Here is a 15,174-nt window from a genome sequence, read left to right as displayed (position 1 = left end):
GCGGCCCTCATCCCACAGGGTCGCGGGGCGCCGCCCCGCATGGCCGAAGGAGCGCCGATGCCCGAATCAACCACACTCGGCTGGGGCCTGGACGTCGTCCAGCCGCCGAGCCCGGACCTGGTCACCGGCCACGCCATCCGGCAGATGGAGGCCGCCGCCCACCATCTCTGGCCGGATGCGACGGTACGCCTCGGGCGCATCATCCCGAGCGTTACCAGCCACGTCCAGCAGGTCGACGTGAACGGCCTGCCGTGGATCGCGAAGTACAGCGTCCTCGGGTCGTCGCTCGTGTCGCTGCTGGGCGGGTCGTGCGGTGACTGGCCGACCGTCCAGCGCGCGCAGGCCCGGTACGTCGCGGCCCCGGACACGCTCGTCCACCGCGAGGCCGCCCAGCTCCAGGCGCTCGCCGACGCCGGCCTTCCGGTCCCCGCGGTCCGGGTCGCACACGGGGTGCTGTTCACGGAGCCCGTGCCCGGTGTGACGCTGGCCGACCGGATCACCGCCGACCCGGCCCGGACCGCCGAGATCCTCGCCGCCGTGACCACCGCCGTCGCGGGGCCGCTCCGGGACGAGCGGGTCACGGCGCTCGTCGACCGGCTGCCCATCCCCGAGCGGTCGATCAGCCGCACGTTCCTGCGCAAGTTCAACGGCGTCTCGGGCCCGCGCTATCTCGCCCAGGCCCCCCACGGCGCCGTCCTCGACGCGGTGGTGTCCCGGCTGCGCCGCGCCTCCGCCGGGCCCGCTCTCCTGGATCGGCCCGTCGTGTATGGCGACCTGAAGCCGGAGCACGTGATCTGGCCCGACCACGGCGGCGGCCCGCTGTTCATCGACCCGGGCCTGATGCGCAGCCAGCCGTGCGCCGACCTCGCGAAGGTCGCGTCGCGGCTCGTCCTCGGGCTCGTCACCGCGCACGCCCCGGCTGAGCACAGCCGTACCGTCCTCGACGGCATCACCGACCACGTCCTGGCCCAAGCCGCCGCCCAGCCGGGACGGGACCGCACCACATGGCTCTACCAGACAACGACGTTGTGGCTGATGGACACCACGAACATCCTCACGACGTGCCTGTCCGCACCGGCCGGACTGCCGCTCCCCCTCCAGGGGACGGCCCTCGTCGCCCGCGCGTCCACGGTCGTCCGCATGCTCAACAAGGCCAGCGGCCACCTCCTCGAAGCCGACTCCCCGGTGTCGGCGTGGCGGGCCTGCGTGGACCAGGCGGCCCAGGCGGCCGCCGCGTGACCGCCGTCGGCGTCATCGGCGCCGGGGCCGTCGGCCAGGCCGTCGGGATGCTCCTCGCCGCCTCCGGATGGTGCCGCACCGTGGCGGTCGCCTCGCGCTCCGGGCGCAGTGCCGCCGCGCTCGTCACCGATCTGGAGGACATGGGCCAGGCCGGCGGCTCACCCGTACGGCTGGTCACCGCGGCGCCCGCCCACATGCGGGCCTGCGACGCCGTGGTGGTCTGCCCCCGCGCCGCGTTCACCAACACCGCGACCCGCGATGTCCGGATGGCCGGGCTGCGCGCCAACGGGGTGCTGCTGCGGCGCCTGGCCCGCCAGTTCACCGCGTACAGCGGCGTGGTCCTGGTCGTCACCAACCCCGTCGACGTGATGACCCGGCTGTTCGCGGAGGAGTCCGGCTGCGCACGGGTCCTGGGCGTCGGGTCGAACACCGACAGCGCGCGGTACCGGGCGATCCTCGCGCGCCGCCTGCGCGTCCCGGCCGCCGCCGTCCACGGGCACGTCATCGGGGAGCACGGCGACCACGCCGTGATCTGCGCCAGCACCACCACCGTCCACGGCCGTCGCATGCCCGTGCCCGTGCCGGTGACGGAGATCCGCGAGGAACTCGCGGCCCGGCCGGGGCGCATCGCGGACGGGATCGGCCGGACCCGGTGCGGGCCCGCCGCCGCCACGGTGACCGCCCTGGCCCACGCGCTCGGCGTGACGGACGGCGTGGTCGAGCTGTCCGCCCACTGGCGCGACGGCGTCCACCTCGGGGTGCCGCTGCACTTCACCGGCGGCCGCCGCACCGAATGCATGCCGACCCTGGCCCCGAACGAGGCCAGCCAGCTCGCGGCCGCCGAGTCGAAGCTCCGCGCCGCGTACGAGACCCTGCAAGCCGCAGAGAAGGAGAAGACCCCCGCATGACCACCGCTACCCGCATCGAGACGGCCGACGGCCAGGCCGTCACCGTCGTCAGCAGCACCCCCTCCGTGACCGCGTGGGCGGCCCGCTACATGGGCACGTGGTGGACCGCCGGCGGCGTCGACCCGGACACGGTCACCGGCCCCACCGTCGTGGCTGACCTCGACCCCGAGGAGTACGACGCGCTCACCGCCGACGTCCTCACCGGCGGGTTCGAGGAGACGACCTACGCCAACGCGCGGCTGGTGTACCGCACGCGCAGCCACTCCAACATCGTGCTGGCGTCCCAGCCCGACGACATCCTGGCGTACGAGTGGCGGCCCGACGACCAGCGGCTCCGGATCGTCGGCGAGGACGCGACCGCGGTGGCCGCGGCGACCGCGCGCCTCGCGCGGGAGATCGTGCGCGGCCAGCTCCTCGCGGACGGCTGGCACATCCTCCACGCCTCCGCCGTCACCCGCCCCGAGGACGGCGCGACCGTGCTCGCCCTCGGGGACAAGGGCGCGGGCAAGACCACCAGCGGGTTCCTCCTCGCCCGCACGGGGCTCCACCTGCTCGCCAACGACCGCGTGTTCGCCCGCGCCGAGGGCGACACCATCCGGGTCCTGCCGTGGCCTTCAGCAGCCGCGATCGGCTTCGGCCTGCTCCACGCGGTCGGCTGGTACCAGCCCGTCCGCGAACGCCTCCAGGCCGGCGAGGGGATGCACCCCACCCAGCACCAGCGGGTGACCGACGCCCTCCTGGCCGGGGACCGCACCCCCCTGTGGAAGTCCGACGGCAAGGAGCTGAAGCCTCAGTTCTTCCCCGACCAGCTCAGCCGCTGGCTCGGCCTCACCCTCGCCACCGAGGGCACGGCCGCCGCGCTGCTGTTCCCCACCATCGCACCGGACAACGAGCCGACGCTGACCGACTCGGGCCGCATGGTCCAGCCGAGCGACTTCATCGGCAGCGCCACCGAGGACCGCTACCCGGACGTGTTCGGGCTCCTTCCCGAGCCGCGGCCGGCCCACGGCCTCCTGGCGCGACTCGCCCAGCTCCCGTACCAGGCACTCACCCTGAACCACGACACCGCGTCGAGCACCACGGTTCTGCAGAAGGCAGTCGGTCTGTCCCTCTGATCCCCCGCCGCGACGCAGCGCCTCCGCCTCGGCCAAGGGGTGCTGCGTGCACTGAGCCGACATGGGGAAAGGCGGCCGCAGCCCCCGCACAGTGGGCTGCGGCCGCCTGCTCGGCGGTACGAGCCTTACAGGGCCAGGCCGGTGAGGACCAGGACCCGCTCGTACGTGTAGTCGTCCATCGCGTACGCGACGCCCTCGCGGCCCACGCCGGACTGCTTGACGCCGCCGTACGGCATCTGGTCGGCGCGGTAGGACGGGACGTCGCCGACGATCACGCCGCCGACCTCCAGAGCGCGGTGGGCGCGGAAGGCGGTCTGCAGGTCGTGGGTGAACACACCGGTCTGGAGGCCGAACTTGGAGTCGTTGACCTCGGCGAAGGCCGCGGCCTCGCCGTCCACCCGGTGGAGCGTCAGGACCGGGCCGAAGACCTCCTCGCGGGCGAGGGTGGCGTCGGCGGGGAGGTCGGCGAGGACGGTCGGGGCGTAGGTCGCGCCCTCGCGCTTGCCGCCGGCCAGCAGGGTGGCGCCGCCCTTGACGGCCTCGTCCACCCACGCCTCGACGCGCTTGGCGGCGTCCTCGCTGACGAGCGGGCCGACCTCGGTGGCCTCGTCGGTCGGGTCGCCGGTGACCTGCGCCTCGACCGCGGCGACGACCTTCGGGACCAGCCGGTCGTACACCGAGGCGTCCGCGATCACCCGCTGGACGGAGATGCAGGACTGGCCGCCCTGGTAGTTGGAGAAGGTGGCGATGCGGGTCGCCGCCCAGTCCAGGTCCTCCTCGGAGGACCAGTCGGCGAGGACGACGGCCGCGGCGTTGCCGCCCAGCTCCAGGGTGCAGTGCTTGTGCGGCACGGAGCGCTGGATGGCGTAGCCGACCGTGTCGGAGCCGGTGAAGGAGATGACCGGCAGCCGCTCGTCCTGGACGAGGGCGGGCATGCGGTCGTTCGGCACCGGCAGGACGGACCAGGAGCCGACCGGCAGGTCGGTCTCGGCCAGCAGCTCGCCCAGGATCAGGGCGGAGATCGGGGTGGCCGGGGCCGGCTTGAGGATGATCGGGGCGCCGACGGCGATGGCCGGGGCGACCTTGTGGGCGCACAGGTTCAGCGGGAAGTTGAACGGCGCGATGCCGAGGACGACGCCCTTCGGGAAGCGGCGCGTCAGGGCGAGGCGGCCGTTGCCACCGGCGTCCGTGTCGAGGCGCTGGGCCTCGCCGCCGTTGAAGCGGCGGGCCTCCTCGGCGGCGAAGCGGAAGACGGACACGGCGCGGCCGACCTCGCCGCGCGCCCACTTCAGGGGCTTGCCGTTCTCGGCGGTGATGAGCCGCGCGATCTCCTCGGTGCGCTCGGCGAGCCGCTTCGACACGTGGTCGAGGGCGGCGGCGCGCACGTGCGCGGGGGTGGCGGCGAACTCGTCGACGACGGCGTGGGCGGCGGCCACGGCCTCCTCGACCTGGGCCTCGGTGGGCACGCTCACCTGGCCGACGAGGCGGCCGTCCCAGGGGGAGGTGACGTCGAAGGTGGCCTCGCCGGTGGCCTGGCGGCCGGCGAGCCAGAAGGCGTGGGTGACGGTCATCGCGGTCCCGGCCCTTCCGAGTAGTGGGTGTCTGGCGCGTGTGCGCATGGCGCTCGGCTCACACGGTAGGCCCGGTCAGGCCGCTGGGCGTTTGTCCGCCGTGGAGTGGTGGCGGCGCCGGGTCCGCCGGATCGGCGCGTGGCCCCGCGGGCGGAGGCCCTGGGGCTGCCCGGTCGCGCCGCCCCCGGGGGCTACCGGCGGTCGGTGCCGGGGCCGCCCACCACCGTGGCCGGTGGCGCCTCGGCGCCGGGGTCGCGGGGCGCCGCGCCGCCGTCGGCGGCGGGCGCGAGGGCGGTGGCGGGCGCGGGGGGTTCCGGCGGCGCGGGGCGGCGTTCGGCGCGGACGATGAGCCACACGCCCGCCACGACCACGGCGCCGCCGACCGCGATGGGCCAGGTCAGCCGCTCGTCGAGGACCAGCCAGCCGAGGAGGACGGCCACCACCGGGTTGACGTAGGCGTACGTGGCGACGAGCGAGATCGGCGCGGTCTGGAGCAGCCAGGCGTACGCGGTGAAGGCGACCAGCGAGCCGAAGACGACGAGGTACGCGAGCGCGGTCCAGGAGCGGGCGGACACCTCGGCCAGGTCCAGCCCGCGCTGCTCCCCCCGGCCGAGGCCGACGAGGGCGCAGCCGACGCCGCCCGCGAGCATCTCGTAGGCGCTCGCCGTGAAGGGGTTGCGCGGCATCGGGATGCGGGAGGACGAGAAGGAGCCCACCGACCACATGAGGGTGGCGGCGACGACGGTGAGGACGCCGCCGATCCGCACGTCGCCGCTCAGGCCGGGGAGGCTGAGCAGGGCGAGCCCGGCCAGCCCGAAGACGACGCCCGCATACGCGGCGGGGCCGGGCCGTTCGCCGAACGCGGTGCGCAGCACGACCACCCAGGCCGGGACGACCGCGATGAGCAGGGCCGCGAGCCCGGACGGCACGGTGGTCTCGGCGAGGACCACCAGGCCGTTGCCGCCGACGAGCAGCAGGACGCCGACCACCGCGGCGGAGGCGAGCTGGGGCCGCGTGACCCTGAGGACGCCCGGCCCGTGGCGCCAGGCGAGCAGCGCGGCGAGGAGGAGGCCCGCGACGACGAAGCGGGCGCCGGCCGAGAGGAAGGGGGGCATCGTCTCGACGGCGATGCGGATGCCGAGGTACGTGGAGCCCCACACGAGGTACACGATCCCCAGCGCGGCCCACACGGTGCCGCTGATGCGCGCGGTTGTCATGACCAGGAGAGTAAGGATCCGGCGCCTGATCGGCAAAGGATTTGCCCGGATTCGGGCAGACGGGGCGTGGTTTCGAAGGCTGATGGGGCGGTTTCGACGCTCTCGGCCGGCGGGGGTGGTGGCCGCGTCCGTCGACCGGCGGGGGTTGGCCGCGTCCGTCGGCCGGCGGGGGTTGGCCGCTTCCGTCGGCCGGCGGGGGTTGGCCGCTTCCGTGATCTCCGCCACCGCCGGCGCCGCCGAGGCTGCCGCGGCGTTCCCCGGCGCGGGCGGTGGCGTTTCGCCGTTCCCCCGTCAGCGGGTGGTGGGGGGCCGGTCCGGTCCCGGCGGGCGGCCTCCCGTCGTCTTCAGCGCCAGCCACAGCTCCATGCGGACGTCCGGGTCGTCCAGGGAACGGCCCAGGATCTCCTCGACGCGCCGCATCCGGTACCGCAGCGTGTGGCGGTGGACGCCCAGGTCGGCCGCCGCGGCGTCCCACTGGCCGTGCCGGGAGAGCCAGGCCCGCAGGGAGGCGACCAGGTCGCCGCGGCCGGTCGCGTCGTGCTCGTACAGGGCGCGCAGCATGCCGTCGGCGAACGCCCGCACGGCGTCGTCCGCCAGCAGGGGCAGCAGCGAGCCGGCGGCCAGCTCCTCGTGCTCGACGAGGGCGCGACCGCGCCGGCGGGCCACCGACAGCGCCTGCTCGGCCTGCTTGTAGGCGGTGGTCGCCGCTATCGGGCCGGCCGGGGCGGACAGGCCGATCACGACGCCCGCCTCGTCGGCCTCGCGGGCGGCGTACGCGTCGCAGGCGGTGACCACCGCTCCCCCGTCCTGGGCGAGCACCACCAGCCGGTCCTCGCCCTCCGGGACGGTGAGCACGGCCTCCCCGGCACGGGCGGCGGCCGCCTCCAGCGCGTCGGCCAGCACGTCGAGCGGCGGCTCGGCCGCCTGGTCCGCGTCCCCCGACGCCTCCGCGATGAGCAGCCGGAACGGGGCGTCGAGCAGCCCGCCGTACAGGTCGCCCGCCACCGTCCGGGCGTGGTCGGGCTGCCCGGCCAGCATCATCCGCAGCACGGCCGCGCCCAGGCGCTGCTCGGCGGCCTGCAGGGACCGCGACCGCTCCGTCGTGAGGGTCAGCAGGGCGACGGCCGAGTGGACCGCGTACCGCTCCGCCGTGCCGAGCGGCGCGCCCGTGCCCACCGCCAGCGCGCCCCGCACGCGCCGCCCGGTGCCCAGCGACTGGAGCTCCACCCGGTCGTCGGTGCCGCCCACCACGGCGCTGGCCGGGGCGGACCGCTCCCGCAGCCGCTCCACGTCCGGGGTGAGCCGGGCCGCACGCCGCGCCGCCCACTCCGGCGCGGCGGCCAGGACGGCGCCCGACGCGTCGTACAGCGCGGCCCAGCCGTCGACGTGGGCGGCCAGCCGGGCCACCACGGCGTCCGGGCCCTCGGCGAGGGCGGCGCGGGTCAGCTCCCGCTGCGCCTCGAACCCCGCCGTGACGGCCCGGTACTGGTCGGCGGCGAGCGCGGCGGACACCGCCTTGGAGATGGCGAGGAACGGGGTGCGGCGGGGCACCTCCAGCAGGGGCAGCCCCTCTTCGCGGGCCGCCTGAAGCAGGGCGCCGGGGATCTCGTCGTAGTTCACGCCGACCGCGAAGCCGACCCCGACGACCCCCGCGCGGGCGAGCCGGCGGACGTACCGGCGCATGGCGTCGGCGTCCTCGGCGTCGAGCGTCATGGCGGTGGTGAGCAGCAGCTCACCGCCCTCCATGTACGGGACGGGGTCGGCCAGTTCGCTGACGTGGGCCCAGCGGACGGGCGTGTCGAGGCGGTCCGCGCCGGCCCGTACGGCGAGCTTCAGCGCGGAGTGCTGGACGAGCGAGGCGAGGGTGAGCGGCATGGGACCGGCGGGCCTTCGGAAGGGGACACGGGGCGGTATTTCGCCGTCCCGTATGAACGGCTCCCCTCAATTCTGCCAGGACGTAGGGGTACGTCCCCCCGGTCGGCGCCGGCGCCGACCGGGGGGCGGGTGGGCGCGCCCCGCAGGGCATGAAGGGCACGTGCCGCGGGGCACCGGGCACGACGCGTCGGGGGCGCGGGGGTGGGGACGTCTCGCGGGGCGACGGGACGGGCACCCGCCGGGTCGTGGGCGGGAAGGCCGCTCACGACCCGGGCGCGGGCGTGCCCCGGACAGGCCCCGCGACCCCCTGACCGCGGCCCCGGGCACCCCGACGGCGCGGCACGACCCCTGGGGCACGGGCGCGACCGCCCGCCCCGGCACCCGCACGGCACGGCTCCCGCCGCGCGCCCCCGGGGGGCCGGCCCCCGGGCGCGCGGGCCCCGGCAGGACCGGCACGTTCCTGATTCCCACGTACATGGCCGGCCCCCGGCGCGCGGGCCCCGGCCCGAGAGGCACGGCTCCCGGCACCCCGACGGCGCGGGGCACGACCCCCGGGGCGCGGGTGCCGGCCCCCTCGGGTCAGCCCCGGAGGTCGACCAGCAGCGGCGGGGCGTACTCGCCGCGGACGCCCGTGACCGACAGGACCGCGTGCCCGGCCGGGACGCCGTGCGCCAGCTCCGAGGCGGACCACCGCTGGCGCTCGACCTCCCGCACGGTGACCGCCTCGGCGGTGGCGGCCCGGCCCGTGACCAGGCGCCGCATGAGGTGCACGGCCTTGGTGAGCGGCTCGTCGGAGATGATCTGCCGGTTGGTGACGTCGCGGGTCTGCACCCACTCCGTGCCCCACACCTCGGCGAACCGGCCCCCGTCCCACGGCGCCAGCCCCGAGAACGCCATCCGGCAGCCCACCGCGCCCAGCAGCGGCCCGCGCAGCGCCTCGGGCACGTCCTGCAGGGTGCGCAGCGACAGGACGACGCCCGCGTGCGCGGAGCGCAGGCGCTGGACGGCGCGCACCGAGTCGGCGGTGATCGTGTCGGTGGCGTCGTCCAGGACCAGGCAGGCGAACAGCGACCGGTCGGCGCGGCCGAGCGCGGCCTCCGTGAACTGGGCGAACAGCAGCCGCGCCACGATCCGCGACGCCTCGGCGTGGCCGCGCTCGGGCAGGTCGACGCGGACGCGCAGCGGGTGCTCGACGGCGCGCAGCGAGAAGCGGTGGCCCTCGCCGTCGGTGCGGAAGGCGTGGGCGAAGGCGGGGCGGTCCAGGAAGGCGACGCGCTCGGCGAGGAGCACCGCCACGTCGTCGCCGCGCTCCGCCTGCCGGGCGCGGGCGTCCAGCTCCCTGAGCTGGGCGGGATCCCCCGCGACGGCGGCGCGCAGCTCCGCGAGGGCCTGCGGGGAGCCGCCGAGGAGTTCGCGCAGCTCCGGTACGGCGGGGAAGCGCCCGTACGCGGCCCGGTAGGGGCCGATGAGCTGGGCCAGCGCGGTCGCGGCGCGGCGGCTGTCCGGCACCAGGTCCCCGACCAGGGCCTCCGCCAGGGTGCGGGCGGCCTCGTCGGGGTCGTCGGCGCCGCCGTACAGGTCGAGGTCGTACCGCGCGTCGGGGCGCCCGACCGCGATGACCACGTCGAACGCCTCGTCCGGGGCGAGCGGCGCGCCCTGCGCGGTGACGGCGACGACGGCGGCGCGGTTGGCCAGGGCCTGGAGGCACAGCGCCTCGGTGACGGGCCGGACCAGGTGGACGGTCTTGCCGGAGGCCGCGGGGCCCACCGCGAGCAGGGAGGTGCCCAGCAGGTCCGGTTCGAGGGCGACGCCGGTGGTGCGGCGGGCGTACGGGTTGCGGGGGTGGTCGGCGGCCGTGCCGATGCGGACCTGGCCGGTGGCGAGGTCGTGGGTGGCCGTCCGCACCGGCAGGTCCCGTGCCCCGGAGGGGTGGGCGCAGGCGGCGGGGCCCCGGTCCCGGACGGACTCGGTGAAGGCGGCGAGGCGGCCCGGCCGGGTGCGCACACCCTGCCAGGCGCGCTGGATGCGGGCGTAGTCCACGTCGCCGAGCGCCCCCGTGCGGGCGGCCTCGGCGAGCCGGTCGGCCGCCTCGTCCAGCCCGGCGGCGCGCAGCTCGGGCCAGTCGGCGGGGTCGGCCCCGGAGCGCGGCGGCGGAAGCGCGGCGGCCTTGGCGCGGGGGCGGCGCGCGTACCGGCGGAAGATCTCCGGCACATGGCCGACGCGGGCGAAGAAGACCAGGAGGGCGCCGCCGACGAGGGCGTAGTAGACGTAGCTCGCGGTGGCCCAGGTCGCGGGCTCGAACCGCCAGGAGTCGGGGGTGAGGACCAGCAGCGGCCACAGCCAGTAGTGGCCCAGGTAGCCGTTCCAGAGCAGGGACCACAGCAGCCAGCCGCTGAGCAGGGAGATCACCGCTCCGGCGAAGAGCCGCCGGGCGGGGACCCGCTCGGGCTCCTCCTGGGGGCGCGGGCGGTGGCCGAGCCGCCACACGCCGGGCTCCGACTCCGGGCGGGGGGTGCGCAGCCAGTCCACGACGGAGGACCCGGCCTGCGGCACGGGCGCGTGGAGCGGGGCGGGCGGGGGCGGCGCCGAAGAGGCGACGTACCCGGACGGCGACGGCGGGACGGCGTACCCGGAGGCCTGCGCCGGGGCGGGCGCGGGGGGCGCGGGCGGTCGCGCGGGCGGGGCCGGGGACGCCGCCGGCGGGGCCGGGGGGTGGGGTGGGGGGATGGGGCGGGTGCCCCGGGTGTCGTGTGGCGTAGCGTCCCTGTCCATCCGTCCCTGCCCCCTGTGCTGCCAGGCCGCGCGCGTCTGCACCGGCCAATCTAGTGCCCGGGCGCGGTGTTGGGGCGGGTCCGCGCGGGAGCGCGCGGGCGGGTCGGCACCGCTATGTCCGCCGCGGACAACGACACGGGCCGAACCACTCCCGAACGGCGCATGCCCGGCCGCCCCGCGCGGGCCTAGCCTGCGGGAGAAAGCAGACCCACCGCGTCCGTCAGCACCCCCAGGAGCCCCGCATGACCGAAATTCCGCAGGAGCGCCGCGTCGTCACCGCCATTCCCGGCCCGAAGTCGCAGGAGCTTCAGGCCCGCCGCGTCGCCTCCGTCGCGGGCGGCGTCGGTTCGGTGCTCCCGGTGTTCACCGCCCGCGCGGGCGGCGGCGTCATCGAGGACGTCGACGGCAACCGCCTGATCGACTTCGGCTCCGGTATCGCCGTGACCTCCGTGGGCGCCTCCGCCGAGGCCGTCGTGCGCCGCGCCTCCGCGCAGCTCGCCGACTTCACCCACACCTGCTTCATGGTCACGCCGTACGAGGGGTACGTGGAGGTCTGCGAGGCGCTGGCCGAGCTGACGCCGGGCGACCACCCCAAGAAGTCCGCGCTGTTCAACAGCGGCGCCGAGGCCGTCGAGAACGCGGTCAAGATCGCCCGTTCGTACACCAAGCGGCAGGCCGTCGTCGTCTTCGACCACGGCTACCACGGCCGTACGAACCTCACGATGGCGCTGACCGCCAAGAACATGCCGTACAAGCAGGGCTTCGGCCCGTTCGCGCCCGAGGTCTACCGCGTCCCGGTGGCGTACGGCTACCGCTGGCCGACCGGCCCGGAGAACTGCGGCCCCGAGGCCGCGGCCCAGGCCATCGACCAGATGACCAAGCAGATCGGCGCCGAGAACATCGCCGCCATCATCATCGAGCCGGTCCTCGGCGAGGGCGGCTTCATCGAGCCGGCCAAGGGCTTCCTCCCCGCGATCGTGGAGTTCGCCAACGCCAACGGCATCGTCTTCGTCGCGGACGAGATCCAGTCCGGCTTCTGCCGCACCGGCCAGTGGTTCGCGTGCGAGGACGAGGGCATCGTCCCGGACCTGATCACCACGGCCAAGGGCATCGCGGGCGGCCTGCCGCTCGCCGCCGTCACCGGCCGCGCCGAGATCATGGACTCCGTGCACGGCGGCGGCCTGGGCGGCACCTACGGCGGCAACCCGGTGGCCTGCGCCGGTGCGCTCGGCGCCATCGAGACGATGAGGGAGCTCGACCTCAACGGCAAGGCCAAGCGCATCGAGGAGGTCATGAAGGGCCGCCTCGCCGCCATGCGGGAGAAGTACGCCGACAAGGTCGGATGCAGCATCGGTGACATCCGCGGCCGGGGCGCCATGATCGCCATCGAGCTGGTGAAGGACCCGGCCACCAAGGAGCCGAACCCGGAGGCCGCCGGCGCCCTGGCGAAGGCGTGCCACGCGGAGGGCCTGCTGGTCCTGACCTGCGGCACCTACGGCAACGTGCTCCGCTTCCTGCCGCCGCTGGTGATCGGCGAGGAGCTGCTGAACGAGGGCCTGGACATCCTCGAGAACGCCTTCGCCGGCATCTGACGCACCCGGCACCGGGCACCTCGGCGCAGACCGCCCGGTGCCGGGTGTCCCACCGCCGGGAGGCGGGTGGGAGCCGTACGCACCGGTACGTGAAGAAGGTGTGGGGGGCCGATGGCGGGATGGGGGTCCGGCTGTCGGTCCCCTCTCGCGTCGCGTAACGTCGGCGCCGATGAGAGAAGAACCCCGCTCGCAGGGGACTGCGGGCGGACCCGGGACGGGACCTCCCCAGTACCGCCCCGGACGTGCCTTCGCGCACGGTGCCGGCGCCTCGCGTGCCGGCGATCCTCACCGATCGGACCGTCGCCCGCCCCACACCCCCCGGGGCGAGCGGCACACCGGTCCCGCCGGCCGTCCCGGAACAACCCCCCCTGTTCCGGGACGGCCGGCTTTCGTCGTGGCGGTGCTCTCGCTGTGCGGGTTCGCGCTGGTCACCTGGCAGGTGGCGGTACGCGGCCCGCTCGCCGCGCTGGACGAGCGCGCCGGGCGCGTGCTGGCCGGCCGGGGACCCGCGTGGCTCACCGAACTCGGCGCCGACCTCGGCAACCCGCCCGTCGCCCTGCCGGTGCTGGCCGCCGCCGCGGCGTACGCCCTGTGGCGCGGGCGGCGGCGGGCGGCGCTGTACGCGGCCGCGGCCATGGTGCTCGTGCCCGCCCTGGTAATCCCGCTGAAACTGCTGCTGGACCGGCCGGGGCCGTTCACCGACGCGACGGGCTACTACCCGTCCGGGCACACCGCGACGTCGCTGGTGGCGTACGGGGCGGCGGCGCTGCTGGTCCACCGCCGGGCGCTCGTGCCCGTCGCCGCGGTGCTGACGGCGGCGACGGGCGCGGGACTGGTGCTGCGCGGCTACCACTGGCCGCTGGACGTGGCGGGCAGCCTGCTGCTGTGCGGCGCGGTGCTCGGCGGGGCCGGTGCCGTGCGCGCCGCGCGGGCGGGGCGCGCCGGTGCCGTGCGGGCCGCCGCGCCCGGGGGTCAGCGCCAGTCGTAGGCGTCGAAGTTCCGGGAGAACTCCCAGCCGTTGAAGCGGTCCCAGTTGATGGACCAGGTCATCAGCCCGCGCAGGGCGGGCCAGGTGCCGTGCGGGCGGTAGCTCCCGCAGTCGGTGTTCCGGGTGAGGCAGTTCAGCGCCTTGGCCACCTCGGCGGGCGGGGTGTGGCCGTTGCCCGCGTTCGGCGAGGCGGGCAGGCCGATGGCGACCTGCTCGGGCCGGAGCGCCGGGAAGAAGCGGCTCGCGTCGCCCGCGACGGGGAAGCCGGTGAGCAGCATGTCCGTCATCGCGATGTGGAAGTCCGCGCCGCCCATGTGGTGGTACTGGTTGTCCAGGCCCATGATCGGGCCGGAGTTGTAGTCCTGCACGTGGAGCAGGGTGAGGTCGTCGCGCAGGGCGTGGATGACGGGCAGGTAGGCGCCGGCGCGCGGGTCCTGGCCGCCCCAGGGGCCGGAGCCGTAGAACTGGTAGCCGAGCTGCACGAAGAAGGTCTCGGGCGCCATGGTGAGGACGAAGCCGTCGCCGTACCTCGCCTTCAGGGTCTTCAGCGCGCTGATCAGGTGGACGACGACCGGGGTGGTGGGCCGGCGGAAGTCGGTGTCGCCGGTGTCGAGGGAGAGGGAGTGGCCCTCGAAGTCGACGTCGAGGCCGTCGAGGCCGTACTCGTCGATGATCTTCGACACGGAGGCGACGAAGGCGTCGCGGGCGGCCGGTGTGGCCAGTCTGACCTGGCCGTTCTGTCCGCCGATGGAGATGAGCACCTTCTTGCCCGCCGCCTGCTTCGCCCTGATCGCGGCCTTGAACTCCTCGGGCGACTCGACGTGCGGGCACTCGGTGCGCGGGCAGAGGGCGAAGCGGATGTCGCCGGAGGTGACCGAGGTGGGCTCGCCGAAGGCGAGGTTGATCACGTCCCAGGAGTCCGGGACGTCGGCCATGCGGGTGTACCCGGAGCCGTTGGCGAAGCTGGCGTGGAGGTAGCCGACGAGGGCGTGGGCGGGCAGGTGCGGGCCGGGTCCCGGGGTGTCGCGGGGGGCCGTGCGCGCGGTGACGGCCGGGGACCTGGGCGACTCGCCCGCGCTGTTGGAGGCGGTGACCTGGAAGGCGTACGCGGTGTCGGCGGCGAGCCCGGTGACGGTGGCCGAGGTGCCGGTGACCGTCTGGGCCCTGACGCCGTCGCGGTAGACGGTGTAGCCGGTCGCGCCGCCGACGGGCCGCCAGGCGAGCGGCACGCTCGTGGCGGTGGGGGTGCCGGCGGCCAGGCCACCGGGGGTGTCGGGGATGGTGACGGGGTCGCCGCCGGGGCCGGTGAGGGACAGGTCGTCGGCGTGGTAGGCGGGGGTGCCGTACCAGCCGTGGGTGTAGACGGTGACCGAGGTGGTGGCGGGGCCGGTGCGGAAGGCGGTGGTGAGCCGCTGCCAGTCGGCGGCCGAGGGCGTCCAGGCGTACGTGTCCCCGGTGCCCGTGCCGGACGCGCCGAGGTACGCGTAGCCGCCGCGCACCCAGCCGCTCAGCGTGTACGCCGAGTCGGGGCGTACGGCGACGGTCTGGGAGCAGCGGGCGTTGTCGCCGCCCGCGGGGACGGCCTTCAGGGCGCCGGTGCCGGTGCGCGTGGGCGAGGCGACTGCGGTCCCGCTCCCCGCCGTGCACGTCCAGCCGTCCAGGGCGGTCTCGAAGCCCCCGTTGCGCAGGAGCTCGGCGTCGGCGGCCCCGGCCCGTCCGGCGGCCGGGGCTGACGCGGCGGGGGCGGCGGCCGGGGCGGGGGCGGCGGCCCCGGAGGGGGCCGTGCGGTGCGGGCGGGCCTCGGCGGTCTGGGCCGCGGCGAGGAGTCCGCCCGCCGCGAGCACGGCCGCCAGGGTGGCGGCGAGAGGTCTGGTGCGACGGGTGCGGTACACAACTG

Annotated in this window: 10 protein-coding genes; 5 read left to right on the top strand and 5 right to left on the bottom strand. The window is 76.0% G+C overall.

The window, feature by feature from the left end; all coding sequences use genetic code 11:
* Positions 1-57 precede the first annotated feature (57 nt).
* The 3 genes from CP974_RS30420 to CP974_RS22670 are packed head-to-tail and all read left to right on the top strand — an operon-like array spanning position 58 to position 3,262.
* Positions 58-1,239: a phosphotransferase gene (locus CP974_RS30420; RefSeq protein WP_051839466.1), complete on the top strand. Its 1,182-nt coding sequence runs from the start codon at positions 58-60 to the stop codon at positions 1,237-1,239.
* A complete protein-coding gene (locus CP974_RS22675; RefSeq protein ID WP_031132056.1) occupies positions 1,236-2,147 on the top strand; it encodes a lactate/malate family dehydrogenase in 912 nt (303 codons plus the stop codon). The genes CP974_RS30420 and CP974_RS22675 overlap by 4 nt, the downstream gene beginning before the upstream one ends.
* Positions 2,144-3,262, top strand: coding sequence for a phosphoenolpyruvate carboxykinase (ATP) (locus tag CP974_RS22670; protein ID WP_031132058.1), 1,119 nt, complete (start codon positions 2,144-2,146; stop codon positions 3,260-3,262). Before CP974_RS22675 ends, CP974_RS22670 begins: the two co-directional genes overlap by 4 nt.
* Positions 3,263-3,387: 125 nt before the next feature.
* Here the strand turns inward: CP974_RS22670 and CP974_RS22665 are convergent, their stop codons facing one another.
* From CP974_RS22665 to CP974_RS22650, 4 genes are all read right to left on the bottom strand, one after another.
* A complete protein-coding gene (locus CP974_RS22665) occupies positions 3,388-4,833 on the bottom strand; it encodes an aldehyde dehydrogenase family protein (protein ID WP_031132060.1) in 1,446 nt (481 codons plus the stop codon).
* 191 nt (positions 4,834-5,024) lie between these two features.
* Positions 5,025-6,050 (bottom strand): EamA family transporter, encoded by a 1,026-nt coding sequence (locus CP974_RS22660; RefSeq protein WP_078915620.1) that lies wholly within the window; start codon positions 6,048-6,050, stop codon positions 5,025-5,027.
* A gap of 291 nt (positions 6,051-6,341) precedes the next feature.
* A complete protein-coding gene (locus CP974_RS22655) occupies positions 6,342-7,925 on the bottom strand; it encodes a PucR family transcriptional regulator (protein ID WP_031132064.1) in 1,584 nt (527 codons plus the stop codon).
* 579 nt (positions 7,926-8,504) lie between these two features.
* Complete coding sequence (locus CP974_RS22650) at positions 8,505-10,697, bottom strand: ATP-binding protein (RefSeq protein WP_166463180.1); 2,193 nt, start codon at positions 10,695-10,697, stop codon at positions 8,505-8,507.
* 242 nt (positions 10,698-10,939) lie between these two features.
* On the opposite strand from CP974_RS22650, the gene gabT reads away from it, so the two are divergent.
* Entirely contained in the window at positions 10,940-12,289 is a 1,350-nt protein-coding gene (gabT, locus tag CP974_RS22645) for a 4-aminobutyrate--2-oxoglutarate transaminase (RefSeq protein WP_031134255.1), read from the top strand.
* A 394-nt stretch (positions 12,290-12,683) separates the two neighbouring features.
* Complete coding sequence (locus tag CP974_RS22640) at positions 12,684-13,277, top strand: phosphatase PAP2 family protein (RefSeq protein ID WP_031134257.1); 594 nt, start codon at positions 12,684-12,686, stop codon at positions 13,275-13,277.
* On the opposite strand, the gene CP974_RS22635 is transcribed toward CP974_RS22640, so the two are convergent.
* Positions 13,262-15,169: a chitinase gene (locus tag CP974_RS22635; protein ID WP_031134259.1), complete on the bottom strand. Its 1,908-nt coding sequence runs from the start codon at positions 15,167-15,169 to the stop codon at positions 13,262-13,264. The two genes, CP974_RS22640 and CP974_RS22635, sit on opposite strands and share 16 nt — an antisense overlap.
* Between the last annotated feature and the right edge of the window lie 5 nt (positions 15,170-15,174).

Origin of the sequence: Streptomyces fradiae ATCC 10745 = DSM 40063 (assembly GCF_008704425.1) — a bacterium.
GTDB lineage: Bacteria > Actinomycetota > Actinomycetes > Streptomycetales > Streptomycetaceae > Streptomyces > Streptomyces fradiae.
The sequence above is the reverse complement of the archived record's forward strand: the minus strand, read 5'-3'. Positions and strand labels throughout refer to the sequence as shown.